The organism is Tepidimicrobium xylanilyticum (assembly GCF_900106765.1).
GTDB lineage: Bacteria > Bacillota > Clostridia > Tissierellales > Tepidimicrobiaceae > Tepidimicrobium > Tepidimicrobium xylanilyticum.
Map to the genome: position 1 here is coordinate 237,183 of NZ_FNNG01000003.1, position 20,855 is coordinate 258,037.

The following is a 20,855-nucleotide window of genomic DNA, read 5'->3' on the forward strand; positions in this document are numbered from 1 at the left end:
ATTGCCAAATTTCCTGATGCTCGTACCATATTCCATTTTTACGTACTGTTTCAACATAGTTTTCCCAAAAAATTTTCTTTTTATGGTCTGGTTAACTAATAGAACCACTGCTACATAAATTTACATGGTTTATATTTGCTTTTTCTACACATAATACTACTACAATTTCATATAAAAATAAAAATTAATACCTAGGAAAGGAGTGAATATAGTGGCTAACAACAATACTGGCTCCAATAAAATACTAGTACCTGAAGCACGACAAGCTTTAGATCAAATGAAATTAGAAATCGCTTCTGAACTTGGTTTGTCAAACTACAATTCAATTGACAAAGGAAATCTACCCTCTAGACAAAATGGTTATGTTGGTGGATATATGACAAAGAGATTAGTTCAGATGGCACAACAAAGCATGGGTGGAGGAACTACAACTAGATAGGTTTTATTGAAAAAGGCAGGTTTATAACCTGCCTTTTAATATTAAAAAAATTTCAATTTCCATTATTAATCCATTAGTATTATACCTAATTTTTCATAAATCTCATATTCGATAGTGTCTGTCAAAGCCAGATCATTATCCTTTAAATATTGGATTAAAGCATGTTTCATTCCTTCCCCATATATGCCATCTAAAACTCCAGTATAATATCCTTTTAATTTCAATCGCTTCTGTACCTCCATCACATCTGAACCTCTATCTCCTGGTCGTAGTTTTCTAAAGCCATGTGCAAAAGGACCATAATCTCCACTTACTATGGCAACAGTAGTATTATAATTTATAAGGCTATAAAGTTCTTCCACATCTTTATTCCTCATCCTTATACATCCTGCAGAAGCATTAAAACCAATAGAACCTGGCTTGTTAGTTCCATGTATTCCATATTTACCCCAGGGCACATCTAGTCCAATCCATCGGGAACCAAATCCGCCACCCCATTTGGCCTTTTCTACTATTTTAAAAGTTCCTAAAGGAGTTGGTGTTTCTGGCTTCCCTGTAGCCACTACATACGACTTTATAGTACTACCTGTAGCCAAATCTATTACTGAAAGCCTCTTTTTATCTACCTCAATAAGTATGGCAATTTTATTTTTATCTATCTTCAAATAGGTATCCTTGTTTTCTGAATCCATACTTTTTTGAATTAATAAAAGATGAATGTTATTTCCAATCAATATAACCATTAATACCAATGAAAATAATAAAAGTGTGGTCTTTATTCGCCCCTTCATCCATCCATCCCCCCTATGTACTATTTATATGCGGATATAAAATAATTAAAACTCTAGTTTATATCCTAACTTCAATATATATTTAAGAAAACTCGAATACACTTATTGTCAAATCTAACCTTTGTTTTAACCTTCTTTCTATAAAAACAATATGTAATAGATAAAATAAATATAACCAGCCCTAACGGACTGGTCCATTTTTTTAACCTAACCTACTATCTACGGTTATTTTTAGATATTTTGCATTATCGAATTCTTTTCCTATTACTATGGCATGGGGGATAGCCTTATATGGAAAGACTACAATAGGTTTGTCTAATTTGAAACCTTTAATATAAGCAACACTACCATTGTGAGATAAAAATTTAACTGGTATTTGGTTTAATGTAATTCTTTGATTAGTACCATTTCTAATATAAAATCCTATACGTATATAATCCTCCTCCTCAACAACATGAGTTGTGTTTATTAATATTTCCCCTTTCATAATAGGCCTATGTTTATTCAACTTATCCAGTTCAAATTGTAAATATTTAACTGCCTCATTCGATTTGCTCCCATTCATTTGTAAATCAATTTGAAAGTCTTTACCCATATTAACACCCCTTATACTTTTATAGAAGGCAGCACAAGCTGCCTTCTATTTTATTGTATTTATTGCACAGGTACAATCTCATTATCCGTTAACGGCTTCATATTCTCCAAATTATCCCATATAAAGTATTTTACTACATAATTCCCTACCTTAGGAACTTTAATATTTGTTGCAATGGTCTCAATAGTTTTAGCACTAACAGTTTTGGAAATAGTCTTTAATTGGCCTATCAATCTATTCGTATCCTTCTCGTATACCCCTGCAATTAAGATTATATCTTGTGATTTAGTAGTTCCATTTTTCACCTTTATTTTAATTTCAGCAATATTTCCATAATTAAAGCTCTCCATTTTAGGTTTCTCTATTTTTAGTTCATTTCCTATAGGAGTTTCTGCTCCTTCGTTAGAAAAGTCTATTTGAATCATTACTGGATCATGATCACTTATCCTCCCATGAGCTTCAATAAATTCTGCATTTATATTTATAATATCTACTTCTATTTTCCCTTCTAAATTTTTACTCACTAATATATGGTCCAATACTTGAGAATTACCTTCATGAACATAAGTATGTTGTTCTTCTATAGGCAGTAAATCTATTGCATTAATCATCTCTTCCCCTTTTAAAACTCTCAAGGTTTCAGAAAACTGAAAATCATTTAAATCACCCATTACTACTATATTAGCATCTGGATTCCTTGCCATTATATCTTTTACAAAATCGTTTACTATTCTTGCTTGTTTATGCCTATTTTCCTCACTTCCATTTGCTGGTGGTTGTATAGCTCCAAATAGTGGAGTATCACCTCTCTTAGATGCAAAGTGATTGTTTATTACAAATATTTTCTCATCACCAAACTTGAACTCTGCTATTATTGGTTTTCTGCTATCTTCAAACCCTAGGTTATTAGGATCTATTCTGCCAGGATTTAAAGTAAGGGTTGTATTTTTGCCCTCACCTTCAAGTCCTACAGGAGTCGTTGCATCTCCAGGCTCTGCTTCTACTATAGATACCCTATCTTTCCTATATATAAATGCTGGACGAATATTAGCATTTGGTGCTCCACCATCTTTATTATTTTCAGGATTTATATTTACAAACCCATATTCAGGTCCACCATTCTTTTTAATACCTTCTATAATCATACTAAGAGTTTCAGTAGCATCTGAGCCTGCTTTGCCTCCCTCTCCATCATTATCCTGTATTTCTACAAGCCCAATTATATCTGGGGATTTCATATTTTCAATAATATCCCTTACCAATCCATCTAGTCTGTCAGTAGATTTGGCCGAAAAGTTTTCCACATTATATACTGCCATACTAAGCTTTTCATCATGGGGGGCTATCTTAGTTGTATCCCTTCTAAGCCCTCCATCTATTATATTAGGTAGCCTTTCTGTATTATATAGTTTATAATTCCCAAAATCATAGGACATGATCCCAACAACCGTGCCGTCAAATTTATCCCCTACCTTAACTCTAAAATTAGGATCATCAAATTTTTTGTCCTTTGTAATAGGGAGTATCTTGTCGGATATTAATACTCTCTGTGGATTATGATGTCCTGGTAATAATAATATGCCATTATTATTAGAAAGCCTATCTGCACAGCATTCTCCTTCATCAGGCAGTACTATTATTTCACCATAATCTTCCCGAACCCCTACTATCAATGGCTCTTCCACTTCTACTAACATACCCTCTAAACTTTCATAAAAATCTAATGCTTTAGTTTCTGGAGCAAATATCTCCCAGTTTCCATCGTGTATCTTATCTGGAACTTGTCTTCCATTTCTGCCTATCAAAACTGGGTTAGGTAAAGAATTATTGCTGGATAATACGCTTATTTCATCAGCATGAATTTGAGTTACTGTTAAGGTATTATCATATACATTTTCAAATTTATCTTCTTTTACCACCCCGCTAACGATTACCATATCTCCCACATTCACACTAGTATTGATACCATTTGCCTTCCTATTTATAAAAATACCTTTTGATTTTATTTGGTCATCATCGGGGTTTATTTCCTGTATGAAGAAGCCATCATTCCAAGTATCTACGAATATTCCTGTCACAATTCCAGTTACATCGATCACCCTTTCGTTTTCAAGGGGTGATCTATGCCCCGCACCTTGAATATCCGAAATCTTGACCCCTTGTTCTATATCAGCTATCTCATACTCAAAAGTGGCAACTATACTATTCTTCAAACCTTCTTTTACAGCTATTGCCTTTAAGATAATAGGTTCATTTATAATTATTGGACTAGTATATTTATTGCTTTCAATTGTTGGTTCGCTACCATCAGTTGTATAATATATAATTGCTCCTTCAGTTTTTGTTGACAGTTCAACCTTAGAACCAGCAACTACTTTTCCACCACTAGGATTAGCTTGTACTGGCTTAACTATTGTTTTATCCTCTACTATATCTTCCGGAAAACGGGTTAAAAGTCTTACCTGATCATACTCATATACTACAATGCCTGTAATACTTGCATAAGAATTTCCTACTTCTATCAAACGGGATTCAAATTCCCTAGCAAATGTTGCTCCTTCACTATCATCCCTTAAGGTAAATATCCTATGCCTATCTACGGATTCTACAAATATATTCTCAATTTTAACTAATTGCCCCTGCACATCGTTTGTTATTTCTTTAGACTTTAATACTTTCGCCTCAGGGACTTCTGAATTCTCTAAAAATTTTATGTCATTATCCGAGTCTAATACTATTTCCTTTAAACCATAATAGGTCCTGGTTCTTCCCCTCACCTCCACTTTGTCTCCTAATTTCAAACTGCCCTTATTAAAACCCCTTTTATATATTGCTATACCCCCAGTATCATCTTGGATATATATGGTATCGCCAAAATCAGCGGTAATAATACCTTCTGCCATAACTTCTATGTCATCGCCTAGCTTTCTAATTTCATTAATAGGGGTGCTTTCAAATACTGTATAAGTAAATTCAGATATATCGCTATCCTCCATATCTTCCTTTACAGCTATTGCTTTAATGGTTGTAGTTTGATTTATAACTATTGGTCCAGTATACACTGTACTATTAGTATCTGGATCACTACTATCTAATGTATAATATATAGTTGCTCCTTCAGTTCTTGTTTCTAATATAATCTCTGTTCCTTTGCTAACTCTACCTTCTTTTGGTGTAGCTGTTACGTTATGAACTTTGTTATCAGAGTGTCCAGTATAAGAAGTCCAAGTAATATTGTCTATAACTATTTGAGAACCGTCTTTTGTACCAATATGCCTTATTTCAAGTTTAAAATTACCTGATATATTTATATTGTTAATCTCAAATGTTTGAACACCATCATTGCTATTATCTAATAGAAATGTTGCCTTTGATTTATCATTTATCAATAATTCAATTTCCCTTCGACCTGAACCTGTAAATGCTTTTTTAGTATCTATCGAAAAGCTACTTATCCCGCCTTCAATATTAGCATAAATTTTAGCCCCATCTCCCGGTCTTCTAAACATAATTCCTCTGCCATCTATTTCATAAGCATCTAAATCCCCTCTAGCACCTTCATAGTTCCATGTAATATCGTTTACTCCTACAAAACTACCACTTGAATATCTTTCACTGGTTTCAGGGAAATTATCAAATGTCTCAACAAAAACCTGCTCCTCAGCCTCTACTATCATAGGCATGCCTATGATAAAAGTAATACTTAATATCATTATTAATGATAAAATTACATTTAAACTTTTATGAATCTTGTTTTTCAACCTCACTACCCCCTTACCCTTTCAATTAGCTGAATTGGAAATTCTAAGAACCTATTTATTGGTTCATTTAATTTTAATATCAGTTCATATTTCCCTAATTTTGTACCTACAGGTACCTTAAAACTATAGCTAAAATTCCCATTTTCATCGGTTTTTAGCTGATCTACGGATATTAACTCATTTTCGGCATCATCCTGCAATTTTAGAGTAATATCTACATTATGTAATAATGTTTCACCTTCTAGTATCTTACCAGTTACAGTTATAATCTCATCTATTGCATATCTTTCTTTATCTAGTTTTACATCAACATTATACTTTTGATCCACTTCAAATAATATTATTATCAATTTCTTAACCATATTAACAGGCTCATTAGCTTTTACTACTAATTCATATTCTCCCGGAGTTGTATTCTCCGGCACCATAAATGTATAGATAAATTCACCATTTTTATTCGTCTTTAATTGATCTACAGTTATAGGTTCATCACCTAGCTTTAATGTAATATCTACATTTGATAATCCGATATTACCTTTAGAAATGTTCCCTGTTATTATTATTTTTTCGTCCAATCTGTAGCTATTTTTATCCGTTTTTACAGTAAGTATATAATCTACAGGAATTGGTTCTTCATCACCTTCATGATCATCCCTGTAGTCATCCTTATAAGCATCATAATCATCTTTAGGTTCTATCCCTTTATACTCATCATCTTTTTTAAGTCCTATAACTTTGCCATCCTTAATACTAAATTTCCTTCCCTTACTAATAATCATATTATTTAGTTTATATTCTTCATTAGCAATCACTGATTTAATATTGCCCTCTACTGCTATTTCCACACCTTTGGATTTGATTTCAATTTTGTCAACTTCAGCATCCTTTGCTATATTAATGCTAGATGACCCTATAATTTCAATTTTTTCAATTATAGTACCCCTTTTAACAAAAAGTTTAGTATTTTTATTTACCACCACCAAAGAGGATCTTGAATTATCAAATACTACATGCACTAATCCATCTACTCTATTGATTATAATTTTATTTATACGTGAATTCTTTATGTTAATACCATCTGCTCCGCCACCTGTAATATATACAGTGCCATCAATAGTTACATTATCTAAAACAATATCTCCATCTCCAATTCCCTCTGTTAAATACAAATCCCCTGATACATGAATATTTTTCAATACTACACCAGTAGTATTTACTAGTAGATTTTTTGCCATAGCTTTAGAATATTCCCCTTTTACATTAATGATTTCACCACTAACATTGGTAATCATCTTTACTGACTCCGCCCTAGTAATTGGAACATTAGGACGAAAACTCCCATCTGCATAACCTGATACATATCCCTTGTTTTTTAATAGGGCAACGTATTCCTGAGTCCAATTACTTGTTTCCTTTTGATCGATAAAATTACCATTATTTAAATTATCATTTTCTAGTTTAAAAGCAGTAGCTAAAATTTTAGCAGCCTCTTCTCTTGTAATTGGATTGTTAGGTCTAAAAGTATTATCTCCGTATCCCTGTACATAGCAAGATTTGATAGCTTTAGCTATCTCATCATAAAACCAGTCATTCTCATTCACATCCTTAAAAGGTACATTAGCTTTGCACCTGTTACCTATTGTTCTGTTAATAATTTTTATAAACTCTGCCTTGGTAATAGGTTTATCTGGTTTAAATGTCCCATCTGGATATCCTGAAACAATCCCTTTTGATAATAAATAATTGATTTCATCTTGTGCCCAATGACTTTCTCCATAAGATAAAGTATCTGCAGTAAAGAATAGTATACAAATCATAACACTCAGTACTATAACTTTACTAGCCTTGTGTTGTTTCAATTTTTATCCCCCCTTAGCACATTATAAAAATTTATTGGAATAAATATACTATATCATATATATAGATACATTTAATTATATAAATTGCATAAATTGTATAAATTGTACAATTTATTCAGCTATTTTACTTCTATTTTGCACAAATACAAATAATTTCCATTAAGCATTTATAATAAATCTAAACACAACAACAAACCAGTCCTTTAGGACTGGTTTGTTGTATATAAGTTCACACAAAAAAGAGATAACTTTATTATCTATTATCGTTCTTGGTAGAATTTCTATAAGATTAGCATGGATTTATTTGATTTGTAGAGCCCAAGAAGTAGTGACCCTTCACCACCAAATTGTTACCCATGCCTAGCATACCTAAAAAGAGAGTAACATTAGTGCTACCCTCAGCATTATGTAAATAAAGTTAATCCACTTATTAGATTGGCTTAACTATTCTTCTGGCATATAAGGCTTATATATTTCGTATATGGAAAAATTTTTATTACTTAATAGCTTAACCACAACAGGTATTTGTTGTACGCTTATATTTAACTCTATTCCATTATATTTTAAAACCATGTCTTCTGCTTCCACAAGCTTGGATTGAAGAATTGTATCCACAATTCGACTTCCAGTATCTGGTATATTCATTCCACCTATCACAAAAAAAATCCGCTGTTTTTTATTTGAATAGTCTTGGGGATCTAGCTTGTTTATCAATAATATCTTGTTCATAATCAAGCTCCTCGCATTCTATTTTATTAATTCATTGTAAACGAATATTACTAGTATGACTTATTTAGCTAAAGTCTCTTCATAATAAAATCTATTTCTTAAGCTGATTTTATGTCATTAGATTTTCACTCCTTTGTTTATATTACAGTATCGGAGAAAATATCCTATTTTTTAATTGGTCTTTTATTTTTATTTACCCAATTTCCATAAAATATTCACATTTTAAAACAATTTATTTTTTTCGAGAATGTATATTAGCCTATACATCTAGGATTGCTTTAAAACCTCCAATATAATAAAATATTTATAATACTAGTAGACCCCCATTGGAGGTTAAGAAGATGAAAGAATATATAGGACAATTGTTGAAATGTGTTTTATTTAGAAATATGGATCAAGATGAAATAATAAGGGCTTTTAATAAAATACCTTATCAAATAATAGAACACAATAAAGGTGAATTGATTGCAATAGAAGGAGACGATTGTCACAGTTTAGGAATCATATTAAGGGGCAAAATAGAAATCCAAAAGGTATTTCCATCAGGCCAGGTTATGACCATAAATATTTTTAGCGAAGGAAATATATTTGGTGAATCCTTAATATTTTCAAACAAACATACCTATCCTGCAACTATAACTGCTATAGAAAAGGCTAAAATAATGTATATAAAAAAGGAAAATATAATCGAACTGTCCATGTTTGAACCAAAGGTATTAACTAATTTTGTCTCCGTATTATCTGAACGAATTTTAATGCTAAATAATAGGATAGCCAATTTAAGCCAGGATACCATTAGAAAAAAAATAGCTAATTACCTTTTGCACGAATATAATATCCAGAAAACCACAGTTTTAAATATACCATTTACAAGAAAGAGAATGGCAGAACTTCTAAACATTCCAAGACCTTCTCTATCAAGGGAATTGGGACATATGAAAGAGGAAGGAATAATCGATTTAGACAAAAATATAATTAAAATATTGAATATTCAATTATTGGAAGAAGCTCTTTTTAATTAATATGAATGTTAAAAATAATATGGATAATTATTACAATTGTATTACAAATATGTAAATATACTTGCATTTTTGTGTATACAATGTATAATATAGCCATAATAAATTAAGTTAAGGAGGTCGTGAAAAGTGATCATAATAAACTTAATAAAGTCTAAAGAGAACTATATAAATATAAAAACACGGCCTATGAGTATTTTTTGATATAATTCTATCAGCCCATACCCATAGGCGTGTTTGCCTATGGTTTTTATTTTGAATATAATGTTAATTTCAATTTTTTGGCTCTTAGGAATAATTAGGCCTATTTTTAATAGTTTATTGCATAAAACCATAGGATTGTAGACATTTTGTCACATCTTATGGTTTTTTATATTTTACGATTTAAGAAGGAGGGTAGTTATGAAGGAAATAAAAAAATTATTCGAATTTATGACTGGTTACAGAAAGATTTATTTGTTAGGAATGGTATGTATTATCCTCTCTCAAATTTTTAGCATGCTATCTCCCTTAGTAGTTAGAACCACAATAGATTCCATCATTGGGGATGAAGTAATCAGTTCTAAAATAATGAAGAATATTATAGATCTTTGGGGAGGCAAATTTTTCTTAAGGAATAATATATGGTTAATCGGCAGCATCATAGTAGTAATAACCTTATTAAGAGGATTATTCTTATACTTTAAGAATACTTTATCCAGCAAAGCCGCAGAGCATACTACTAAAAAAATTAGAGATTTACTTTATGACCATATACAAAGACTTCCATATGAATACCATATAAAAGCAGAGACGGGTGACCTGGTTCAAAGGTGTACCTCAGATGTGGAAACCATTAAGAGATTTTTATCCATTCAGTTGGTGGAAGTGGCAGGCTCCTTATTTATGGTAATATTGGTCTTTTATATTATGGTTAGCTTAAATGTAAAAATGGCCCTAGTATCTACCATTACCATGCCTGTAATATTTGCTTTTGCGTTTATATTCTTTTCTAAGGTGAAAATCGTCTTTCAAAATTCCGATGAAGCTGAAGCTGAACTAACTACAGTCCTTCAAGAAAATTTAACTGCTGTAAGGGTAGTAAAGGCTTTTGCAAGACAGGATTATGAGATAAAGAAATTTGATGAAAAAAATAAAGAATATAGGAACAAAAGCCAGAAATTAATCAATCTTCTAGCTGTATATTGGGCAGTATCAGATTTTCTCTGTTTTTTGCAAATAGGTTTGGTATTGGTCTTTGGAAGCTTTTGGGCTGTTAGAGGAGATATATCTTTAGGTACTTTAGTAGCTTTTATAAGTTATATAAACATGCTCCTATGGCCCATTAGGCAAATGGGACGAACTCTTACAGATATGGGAAAAGCTGTAGTCTCTGTAAGGCGTATTGAAGAAATATTAAACCAACCCATAGAAATATTAGAGGAAAAGGGAGAAAAACCTGCTATTCATGGTAATATCTCCTTTGAAAAGGTTTGGTTTGGATATGACAAAGCTAATCCTGTGCTAAAGGACATATCTTTTACAGTAAAAGCTGGCAGCACCCTAGCCCTAATTGGACCTACTGGATCAGGAAAAAGTTCATTGGTCCATCTACTGTCTAGGCTATACGATTATGATAAAGGTTCTATAAAAATTGATGACATGGAATTGAAGGACATAGATAAAAAGTGGATTAGAAAAAATGTAGGAATAGTCCTTCAAGAACCCTTTTTATATGCGAAGACCATTAGAGATAACATTAAACTGGCAGATCCTACTATTAAAGATGATAAGGTTTATGAATCTGCAAAGATTGCTAGTGTTCACAAAGATATAATGTCCTTCGACAAAGGCTATGATACCTACGTAGGAGAAAGAGGAGTATCACTATCTGGAGGACAAAAACAAAGAATAGCTATAGCTAGAACTATTATTAACAACTGTCCTATTGTGATATTTGACGATTCTTTATCAGCTGTAGACACAGAAACGGATATTGCTATTAGAAAAGCTTTAAAAAATAGACAGAGTAAATCTACCACGATAATAATATCCCACAGAATTGCTACAGTATCCGAAGCAGATATGATTTTAGTCATGGACAAAGGCAGAATAGTCCAAAAGGGAAGCCATGAGGAATTGTTAAAGGAAGAGGGATTGTATAAAAGAATTTATCAGATTCAAAATCCCACTGAAGAATTCATGGACCTAAATCTTAGAACATAATGGAGGTGAGAAACATGGATAAGGAAAAAATCAACATTAATGTATGGAGAAACTTTGCCCAACTTATAAGATCCCAGGGTAAAAATATTGTATTTCTATTTATAATTATGATAGGAGTAGGAGTATTAGATTCAGTTTTTCCACTGTTTTCTAAATATGTAATAGACAATTTCATTGCAAAAAACACCCTCCATGGGCTTGATAAATTCATCCTCATATTTCTTTCGATAATACTAATCCAAGGTATAAATGTATTCCTATTTTTAGTCCTAGCAGGAAAAATAGAAACCAATATATCCTATGACATAAGAAAGATGGGCTTTGAAAAACTTCAGTTGCTTCCTTTATCTTATTATGATAAAAAGGCTGTTGGTTGGTTAATGGCTAGAATGACGTCTGATATAAATAGAATTAGTGAAACCATTTCCTGGGGATTAGTGGATTTTTCTTGGGGAATTGCCATGATGTTAGCCATAGTCATTGCCATGTTTAATCTAAATGTAAAATTAGCATTAATAGCATTAACAGTGGTACCTCCATTGGCTATTACAAGCGCATACTTCCAAAAGAAAATCCTTAAAGCTCAAAGAGAGGTAAGAAAAATTAATTCCAAGATTACTGCCGCTTATAATGAGGATATATCTGGTGCAAAAACCACCAAAGTATTGGTTAGGGAAGATATCAACCTAGAGGAATTTAGCTTAATTACTGAAGATATGTTAAAGGCTTCTATAAGGGCCACCATAATTTCCTCCTTGTATATTCCTATAGTGTTAGTGCTGGGAAGTATTGGAACAGCTCTTGTATTAAATGCTGGTGGAAAAAACGTAATAATGGGAAGCATCAGTTATGGTACCCTGGTAGCCTTCATATCCTATACTATGCAGTTCTTTGAGCCCATAAGACAATTGGCAATAATCTTTGCTGAGGTTCAATCTGCTCAAGCCTCTGCTGAAAGGGTTTTTTCCCTTTTAGATGAAAAACCTTCCATTACCGATAGAAGAGATGTAGTAGTAAAATATGGAGACTTATTTAATCCAATAAAGGAAAACTGGCCTGAAATTAAAGGTGAAATAGAGTTTCGAAATGTATCCTTTGCCTATGAAAACGGAAAAGAAGTTTTAAAGGATTTTAATCTAAAAGTTAAACCTGGAGAAACCATAGCCTTAGTCGGTGAGACAGGTTCAGGAAAGTCTACAATAGTAAATCTGTTATGTAGATTCTATGAATCTACCTCTGGAAAAATATTAATAGATGGAATTGATTATAAAGATATGCCTCAGGTTTGGATACACGAAAATCTAGGATATGTTCTCCAAACTCCCCATCTATTTAGTGGAACTATTAAGGAAAATATAAAATACGGAAACCTTAATGCCACAGAAGAGGATATAATAAGAGCCAGTAAGTTAGCTAATTGCCATGAGTTCATTATGGAAATGGAAAAAGGGTACGATAGTCCCGTGGGAGAAGGAGGAAGTCTGTTATCTACAGGTCAAAAACAGCTAATTTCATTTGCAAGAGCTCTAATTAGACAACCTAAAATACTAGTATTGGATGAAGCCACTTCCTCTATTGATACTGAAACTGAAAAGATGATACAGGATGCAATTGAAAAAATTCTTGAAGGCAAAACCAGCTTTATTATAGCCCATAGATTATCTACCATCCGAAACGCTAATAGAATTCTAGTAATCAAAGATGGAAAAATAATAGAAGAAGGAGATCACGAAACTTTAATAGATAGAAAGGGTTACTACTATAATCTATATGTAAATCAGTTTATAAAGGAAAAGAGTATGGAAATGTTAGGATAATATTAACAATTAATAAGTTGTTCCTAAATTAGTAGACAAAGTAATTTAATTAAATTACTTTGTCTACTTTAAAGGCATTATATCAAAATAAGATTCAATTAATTTCCTAGCATCTTTTATATTTTTATTTACTACTTTCTTTACTTTAGTAGGCTTTTGGGTTAGCATTACTATTTTATCTCCCAATTCCAAAGCTTCCTCTATATCATGTGTTACTAAAATACAAGTCTTATTCTCTATATCTCTTAACTGTTTAAAAAACTGCATTACAACGGATTTACTCTTTATATCAAGTGATTTAAAAGGTTCATCCATTATTAGTACATTGGAAGGGTAGGCAAAAGCTCTTAGTATGCTTACCTTCTGTCTCATTCCACCACTCAATTTTTTTGGATAATAGTATTTATATTCTTCTAGATTGACCAATTTTAAGTATTTATCTATTATATTTTCCATTTGCTTTCTATCCATATTTCCCCTTAACACAAATTCCAGATTTTCCTTTACATTTTTCCATTTAATAAGCCTATCCTCCTGAAAAACATAGGATATTCTTTCATCCTTAAATCCAATTATTTGGCCTGAATCCATTGGGATTATACCTGCTATTATATTTAATAATGTGGTCTTTCCACATCCAGAAGGCCCCAATATGCATGTAGTCTTATTTGATTCAAAGTCTATGCTTATATTATCTAATACTTTTAAATTCCCATAATATTTAGTTATCCCTTCCACCTTATATGCCATATTATCCCTTCCAATCGTTGATATGGAATAAATTATCTAGTCTATTTAATATGAATTCTAATAATTTGGAGATCAATAATATTATTATAATCCAAGCAAAAACTGCTGAAGTATTTAGATAGGTTTTCTCCAATTGGAGACTATTGCCTATTCCATAATTAGGTTGTGATAAGGCTTCCCCTGCAATTACCATTTTTAAATTAAGGCCTAAAGTGGATGAAAACACATTACTTAAACTGTAAAGTATGCTAGGAATATATATATACTTTATGATATAGATCCTATCTACTTTATAGAACCGTGCCATCTCAATTATATCCTTATCCACATTCTTAATGCTCTTTAATACGGTTTCATACAATATGGGAAATATCATAATAAATCCTACGAACAGAGGAACTACCTCATTATCCAACCATATGAGGGCCAATATGATTATGGCCATAGTTGGTACAGAACTTAAAAAATTGGTCACAGGAACCATTAAATGGTGAACCATCTTAAATACACTTGCCAAAACTCCAATAAATATGGCTAAGACAAGCGAAATAATGAAGCCAACCAAACTTCTAAACAAAGAATATTTTATTATACTAAAAAAGTAGCGCCCTTTAATTATATTTATTAAACTTGCTATAGTGCTTTTAACGGTAGGAAATATAACTTCATTATCCACAATTCTAGACAGTAATGTCCAAAAGATTATTATAATGCCTTTAGAAATAAGGGAGAATTTCCTACCTTTCAAAGAATAAATCTTCATCAGGAATTTTTCCTCCTATGAAATCGGGTGAAAAGTCCATAATGGCTTCAAAGTAAACATTGTACTCCTCCCTGCTGTCTTCAATTGAAAAAGAGCCTATATTCATCCTTTCTATACCCTTTATAATTGGTTCCTTTCCAACTCCTAACTCTAATTCCTCGGAAATATCTCCTAATTCCTCTGGATTCTCCTTAGCCCATTTAATGCTCTCTTCGTATAGTTTGATAAACTCATCAACAAATTCCTTATTGTTTTCAATTAGATCTGACTTCATTATTAAGCTAGCCTGAGGAAATCCACTCTTTGTTCCAGCTATATGGCTCCATTCCTCATTTAAATCTAATACTATCTTGGCATCCTCTTTCTTCATCAATATATTGGTTGCCAGGGGTTCAGAAAGAAGGGCCAAATTAAATTTTCCACTTAAGAAGGCAGGTCCTACTTCTGAAGCAGCATTTAAATAAGTGATTTTTACGTCCTCATCTGGTTGAATCCCATTTTGAGAAAGCACAAATCTGAGTACCAAATCAGGGGTAAGCCCTTTTCCAAAAGCACATACTTCCTTTCCTATTAAGTCTTCAAATCCTTCCACATCTTCAGTGCTGACTAAATACATACTTCCCCAAGTAGCAGTGCCCATCAATTTATAGGAAAGTCCTTTATTATAAGCTTGAGCAGCTAGGTTGGAAGGTACTATAGCAATATCTGCTTCCTCTTTTAATATCTTTGTAACTAGTAAATCTGGACTTTTCTGTATTTCAAAATCGATATTGATGTTCTCATCTATAACAGGATTGTCCTTCATTAGTTTAGCAACAGTTAAAGCTGGAATGCCATCTCTAAAACAGAACTCTATAGTAATAGGCTCTTGAGACTTTTGAGTTTCTTCCGACTTAGTAGCAGTTTCTTGCATTTGAACTTCTTGCGATTTACACCCGGACATAAAAGCAATTAGAAAGACTAACATTAATAATATTATTAAACATTTTTTCTTCATTTCTAATACCTCCCCATCATAATATAATATCGTAAAATGATTATTTTTCAAGAGACAAAGCCTCTAAATAAATATAATATCTTTTTAGTTCTTCTCTCTTTTTCAATAATTCATTTCACATGGGCAGCAAAATTTATCCATATTAATAAATATTTAAAATGGAAAATCATATATCCTAATTAAAAGACTCCATCCATTATATCAAATAAAGAGATGGAGTCTTTAATTCAACTAATTAGAATATTTGCCAATTTTCATTTGTTCGATCTCATAGTTTTTATAGATCCATGGGTAAAAATGAGTCCAACAATAAATCCCATTAAGACATCCGTTGGCCAATGGACACCTAAATAAATCCTACTAAGGCCTATTAAAGCAATAATTATAAAATTTAGAAGCCATATCATAGTTTTCAGGCCTCTATTATTAATTTTTCTAGTAATTAAATAGGTCATAGTAGAATAAAAGGTCATGGATACCATGGCATGCCCACTGGGAAAACTATAGCCCCCCTGCTCTATTAAGAAAAATTCTAAAGGTCTGGTTCTTATGAATATGTTTTTAAGAATCACATTTAATCCATAAGAACCAATAGTTGATAGGAATAACAAATAGATTTCCCTTTTTCTCTTTCCTTTCAGCATATATAAAAGTATCATTATACCCATGAGAATAAAGAAATATGCCGACCCTAGATAGGTTATTTTTTTCATAACTTTTATGCCTGAAGGAGTAACTTTGTCATGGATATATTCCATGATAAACTGATCGAATATTATGCCCTCTTTAGAGCCCCTAACCATTATCCCTATAATCAAAAATATAGCTATTAATACAGCATTTAACAATATTAAACTTCTTTCCATAATCCCTCCAATAAAGAAAGATAGCAAGAATCTGCTATCTCCTTTTTCTTGGTGGAGCCATGTGAATTGCTTTATCGTCTAAACCATGCACTGCTTCCATAAAAGCTTCACTTAAAGTTGGATGTGCGTGTATGGTTCTTGTAATGCTGTCTACATCCATACCATTGGCTATGGCTAAGGCTCCTTCATGTATTAAATCATTAGCATGAGGGCCTAGTATTGTCACTCCTAGGACTCTATTATCCCTTTTGGAAGCAAATACCTTTATAAATCCCTCGCCTTCACCTAAAGACAATGCTTTTCCATTGGCAGCAAAAAGGAATTTGCTTACTTTGTAGTCGATTCCCTTTTCCTTTAATTCTCCTTCAGTTGAACCAACATAGGCTACCTCGGGTAGCGTAAATACACAGTTAGGATATATATCTAAATTGATATCGGGAGTTAATCCCATTATCTTTTCCATCACATATACGCCTTGAGCTGAAGCCACATGGGCTAATTGAATACCTAAATCATTAACATCCCCTATGGCATAAATACCTTTAACTGTAGTTTCAAAGTTTTCATCTACTTTAATACCATTGTGGTCATATTCAACTCCTATATCGTTTAAATTTAGTCCTTCAACCACAGGGCCTCTACCAGAAGCAATAAGAACTTTATCTCCTATCACTTCAATTTCTTCATCCTTATTCTTATATCGAGCAATAACCTTTAATTTATCCCCTTCTTTTACAATTTCCTTAGCTCTTATATCCACATAGGTTTCCATACCCTGTTTTTTGAAGAACATAGGTAATCTTCTAGTTAGTTCCATATCTACATTCTTCAATATCCTAGAAGCAAGAAGTATTACCTTAGAGCCTAGCTCTTGATATATGCTTGCAAACTCCAATCCTATTACCCCGCCACCTATGACAATTAGTGTTTCGGGTATCTCTTCCATTTCTAAAAGATCATCGCTGGTAATAACTCCTTCTAGGTCTACGCCTTTTGTTTCCGTCATAGTTGGCTTGGAACCAGTTGCAATAACTATATTGTCCACCGTTATTTCACGGGTATTTCCATCCTTTAAATTTACTATTATAGTTTTCTCATTTTTAATTTGTGCCTTTCCAGGAATGAATTCTATATTTTTATAAGAGGATATTAGCTGTTCAATACCTTTAACTAGCTGATTTACTACCTGTCTTTTTCTTTCCTGAAGCGCTTTTCCATCTAATCTATAGTTTTCTACGGTAATCCCAAACTCTTCTGCTCTTCTTAAATCGCGCATTATTTCTGCATTTCTAAAGTAAGTTTTAGTGGGGATACAGCCTCGGTTGAGGCATGTTCCCCCTATTTCTCTTTCCTCAATTAAATATATATTTGCGCCTAGCTGAGCTCCTCTTATTGCTGCTACATAACCTCCTGGACCTGCACCAATTACTGCGATATTTTTAGTCAATTAATGACACCTACCCTTCATATTTTAGTACAGGATTTCTAGCTGCTTGAGTTTCATTCACCCTTCTCACCGGAGTATTATGTGGAGCTTCTTTTAATATTTCTGGATTTTCTTTAGCTTCTTCTGCTATTTTAATCAATATGTCCGCAAACTCATCTAGAGTTTCCTTGCTTTCAGTTTCAGTTGGTTCCACCATAAGCGCTTCCCTAACTATTAGTGGGAAATAAACTGTTGGTGGGTGATATCCATAATCTAATAATCTCTTAGCCACGTCTAATGTTGTAACTTCAGATAGGTCTCCCTTTAATCCAGCCATTACAAATTCGTGTTTATAAATTGTATCTTCTGGTAAATTATAATGGTCTTTTAATTTCTTAGCCAAATAGTTAGCATTAAGAACTGCCATTTCACTTACTCTCTTCAATCCGTCTCTACCCATAGTTAATATATAGGTATAGGCTCTTACCAAAATGCTAAAGTGACCATAGAAATCCTTCATTCTTCCAACGGAATGCGGTACATCATAGTTTAGATAGTATCTATCTCCATCCTTTTCTACAGTAGGAGTTGGCAGATAGTCTAGCAATATGCTCTTAACGCCAACAGGTCCACTTCCTGGTCCTCCTCCACCATGTGGAGTTGAGAAGGTCTTATGAAGATTAAAGTGAACTACATCGAATCCCATGTCTCCTGGTCTTACTTGACCAAGTATAGCATTGGCATTAGCCCCATCATAGTATACTAATCCACCTGCTTCATGGACTAATCTTGCTATCTCACAAATCTCCCTTTCGAATAATCCAAGGGTATTTGGATTGGTAAGCATCAAACCTGCAACTTCATCACTTAAAGCTGCCTTCAAGCTTTCTATGTCCACAAGGCCTTCTTCAGTGGATTTTATTTCAATAGTATCGAATCCAGCCATTACGGCTGACGCTGGGTTTGTACCATGGGCAGAGTCTGGAACGATTATTTTAGTTCTCTTAGTATCGCCTCTATGCTCATGGTATGCTTTTATTAACATTAAACCAGTAAGCTCACCATGGGCTCCTGCTGCTGGTTGTAATGTCATCTTATCCATTCCCGATATTTCACAAAGGGCTTTATCTAATTCATACATCAATTTTAAAGCACCTTGTACAGTTTCCTCTGGTTGAAGGGGATGGATGTTTTTAAATCCGTCTAAATTTGCCATATCCTCATTTATCTTCGGATTGTATTTCATAGTACAAGATCCTAGCGGATAGAATCCCGTATCTACACCGAAGTTTTTATTCGATAGGTTTGTATAATGTCTTATTATATCGACTTCACTTACTTCTGGAAGGTTTAACTCCTTAGTATTTAGGAATTCACCAGGAATAAGTTCTTCTAAAGCCATATTATCCACATCATTTTCTGGCAACTTATAGGCCTTTCTTCCCGGTTTGGATAGTTCGAATATCAATTTATCATACATTGTCCTTCTCATTTTATCCCCTCCAATACCGCACTTAATTTATCGATTTCCTCTTTTGTCCTTTTCTCCGTAACTGCAAAGAGTACTCCATTTTTGTATTGGGGATAGTCCTTTTCTAATGAGTAACCACCTAATATGTTTTCCTTTAAAAGTCCCTTTCTAATATCATCAGCAGGTACATCGCTTGTCACTGCAAATTCTTTAAAGAAAGGTCTATCAAATAGAGGTTTATACTTCCCAGACTTGGTTATCTGTTTCATGGCATAATGAGCCTTTTGAGTTGCCAAAGTAGCCACTTCTCTTAAGCCTTCCTTACCTAAGGTGACTAGATATACTGCAGCAGCTAATGTATTTAAACCTTGATTGGAACAAATATTAGAAGTAGCCTTTTCCCTTCTTATATGTTGTTCTCTTGCTTGTAATGTAAGTACAAAAGCTCTATTCCCCTCTTCATCTACGGTTTGACCTACTATTCTTCCAGGTAGTTTTCTCATATGAGCTTTATTTACTGCTATAAATCCAAGATAGGGACCGCCAAATTGTAAAGGAATACCCAATGGTTGCCCTTCTCCTACTACTATATCTGCTCCTAATTCACCTGGAGCTTTCAATATCCCTAAAGATATTGGATCTACGCTGGTAATAAATAGAGCTTTCTTTTGACTATGAACCACTTCTCCAATAGCCTCTAAATCCTCTATTATTCCAAAGTAGTTAGGGCTTTGAACTACAACTGCTGCTGTTTTATCTGATAAAGAATTTTTTAATAAGTCTACATTGGTTACTCCCATATCATCGTCAATCTCAATGACCTCTATATTTTGAACATGAGCATAGGTTCTTAAAACTTCTCTAGTTTGAGGATTGACAGTTTTTGAAATAATTATTTGATTTCTCCTAGTTATATTAACTGCCATATAAGCTGCTTCAGCAACTGCAGTTCCTCCATCATATAAAGATGCATTAGCTACATCCATTCCCGTTAAATTTGCTATAAGAGTTTGGTATTCAAATATATTTTGTAAAGTACCTTGGCTTATTTCAGCTTGATATGGAGTATAGGATGTATAAAACTCACTTCTCGATATTATATGTCCAACTATTGAAGGGATGTAATGGTCGTAAGCTCCAGCTCCTAGGAAACATGTTAATTGTGTAGTTGAAATGTTTTCATTGGATAAGCCTATTATATTTCTGCGTACTTCCAATTCTGACTTAGATGGTGGTAAATTTAATTCTCTGTTTAGTCTAACATTTTGTGGTATGTCGCTGAACAAATGATCCACTGAATCTACCCCAATGTACTCCAACATCCTCTTCTCATCGTCCTTGGTATTTGGGATGTAAGGATACATTCA

The 20,855-nt window shown here is 33.0% G+C and carries 16 protein-coding genes; 4 read left to right on the forward strand and 12 right to left on the reverse strand.

The window, feature by feature from the left end; translation table 11 throughout:
* Positions 1-211: 211 nt before the first annotated feature.
* The gene (locus BLV68_RS05390; protein WP_093751597.1) at positions 212-439 is read left to right on the forward strand and encodes an alpha/beta-type small acid-soluble spore protein; all 228 of its coding nucleotides are present in this window, start codon (positions 212-214) and stop codon (positions 437-439) included.
* 65 nt (positions 440-504) lie between these two features.
* On the opposite strand, the gene BLV68_RS05395 is transcribed toward BLV68_RS05390, so the two are convergent.
* From BLV68_RS05395 to BLV68_RS05415, 5 genes are all read right to left on the reverse strand, one after another.
* Positions 505-1,230 (reverse strand): L,D-transpeptidase family protein, encoded by a 726-nt coding sequence (locus BLV68_RS05395; protein ID WP_093751599.1) that lies wholly within the window; start codon positions 1,228-1,230, stop codon positions 505-507.
* Positions 1,231-1,432: 202 nt separating this feature from the next.
* Positions 1,433-1,825, reverse strand: a complete 393-nt coding sequence (locus BLV68_RS05400) for an SLAP domain-containing protein (RefSeq protein WP_093751601.1) — start codon at positions 1,823-1,825, stop codon at positions 1,433-1,435.
* A 59-nt stretch (positions 1,826-1,884) separates the two neighbouring features.
* Complete coding sequence (locus BLV68_RS05405) at positions 1,885-5,586, reverse strand: chitobiase/beta-hexosaminidase C-terminal domain-containing protein (RefSeq protein WP_093751603.1); 3,702 nt, start codon at positions 5,584-5,586, stop codon at positions 1,885-1,887.
* 5 nt (positions 5,587-5,591) lie between these two features.
* A complete protein-coding gene (locus BLV68_RS05410) occupies positions 5,592-7,445 on the reverse strand; it encodes an S-layer homology domain-containing protein (RefSeq protein WP_093751605.1) in 1,854 nt (617 codons plus the stop codon).
* A gap of 444 nt (positions 7,446-7,889) precedes the next feature.
* On the reverse strand, positions 7,890-8,174 hold the full coding sequence (locus tag BLV68_RS05415; RefSeq protein ID WP_093751607.1) for a hypothetical protein: 285 nt from the start codon (positions 8,172-8,174) through the stop codon (positions 7,890-7,892).
* A 341-nt stretch (positions 8,175-8,515) separates the two neighbouring features.
* Between BLV68_RS05415 and BLV68_RS05420 the strand changes: the two genes are divergently transcribed.
* The 3 genes from BLV68_RS05420 (at position 8,516) to BLV68_RS05430 (ending at position 13,215) form a co-directional block, all read left to right on the forward strand.
* Entirely contained in the window at positions 8,516-9,196 is a 681-nt protein-coding gene (locus tag BLV68_RS05420) for a Crp/Fnr family transcriptional regulator (protein ID WP_093751609.1), read from the forward strand.
* A 399-nt stretch (positions 9,197-9,595) separates the two neighbouring features.
* The gene (locus BLV68_RS05425; protein ID WP_093751611.1) at positions 9,596-11,398 is read left to right on the forward strand and encodes an ABC transporter ATP-binding protein; all 1,803 of its coding nucleotides are present in this window, start codon (positions 9,596-9,598) and stop codon (positions 11,396-11,398) included.
* Positions 11,399-11,412: 14 nt separating this feature from the next.
* Positions 11,413-13,215: an ABC transporter ATP-binding protein gene (locus BLV68_RS05430; protein WP_234949835.1), complete on the forward strand. Its 1,803-nt coding sequence runs from the start codon at positions 11,413-11,415 to the stop codon at positions 13,213-13,215.
* Between the two features lie 63 nt (positions 13,216-13,278).
* On the opposite strand, the gene BLV68_RS05435 is transcribed toward BLV68_RS05430, so the two are convergent.
* The 7 genes from BLV68_RS05435 to gcvPA form a co-directional block, all read right to left on the reverse strand.
* Positions 13,279-13,965, reverse strand: coding sequence for an ABC transporter ATP-binding protein (locus tag BLV68_RS05435; protein ID WP_093751615.1), 687 nt, complete (start codon positions 13,963-13,965; stop codon positions 13,279-13,281).
* A gap of 1 nt (position 13,966) precedes the next feature.
* Entirely contained in the window at positions 13,967-14,728 is a 762-nt protein-coding gene (locus BLV68_RS05440) for an ABC transporter permease (RefSeq protein ID WP_093751617.1), read from the reverse strand.
* Positions 14,703-15,725, reverse strand: coding sequence for an ABC transporter substrate-binding protein (locus BLV68_RS05445; protein ID WP_234949836.1), 1,023 nt, complete (start codon positions 15,723-15,725; stop codon positions 14,703-14,705). The genes BLV68_RS05440 and BLV68_RS05445 overlap by 26 nt, the downstream gene beginning before the upstream one ends.
* Positions 15,726-15,979: 254 nt before the next feature.
* A complete protein-coding gene (locus tag BLV68_RS05450; RefSeq protein ID WP_093751619.1) occupies positions 15,980-16,591 on the reverse strand; it encodes a phosphatase PAP2 family protein in 612 nt (203 codons plus the stop codon).
* A 34-nt stretch (positions 16,592-16,625) separates the two neighbouring features.
* On the reverse strand, positions 16,626-18,038 hold the full coding sequence (gene lpdA / locus BLV68_RS05455; RefSeq protein ID WP_093751621.1) for a dihydrolipoyl dehydrogenase: 1,413 nt from the start codon (positions 18,036-18,038) through the stop codon (positions 16,626-16,628).
* Positions 18,039-18,048: 10 nt separating this feature from the next.
* Positions 18,049-19,509 carry an aminomethyl-transferring glycine dehydrogenase subunit GcvPB gene (gene gcvPB / locus BLV68_RS05460; RefSeq protein WP_200773656.1) on the reverse strand — a complete coding sequence of 487 codons (1,461 nt, stop codon included), beginning with the start codon at positions 19,507-19,509 and terminating at the stop codon, positions 18,049-18,051.
* Entirely contained in the window at positions 19,506-20,852 is a 1,347-nt protein-coding gene (gene gcvPA, locus BLV68_RS05465; RefSeq protein ID WP_093751623.1) for an aminomethyl-transferring glycine dehydrogenase subunit GcvPA, read from the reverse strand. The genes gcvPB and gcvPA overlap by 4 nt, the downstream gene beginning before the upstream one ends.
* Between the last annotated feature and the right edge of the window lie 3 nt (positions 20,853-20,855).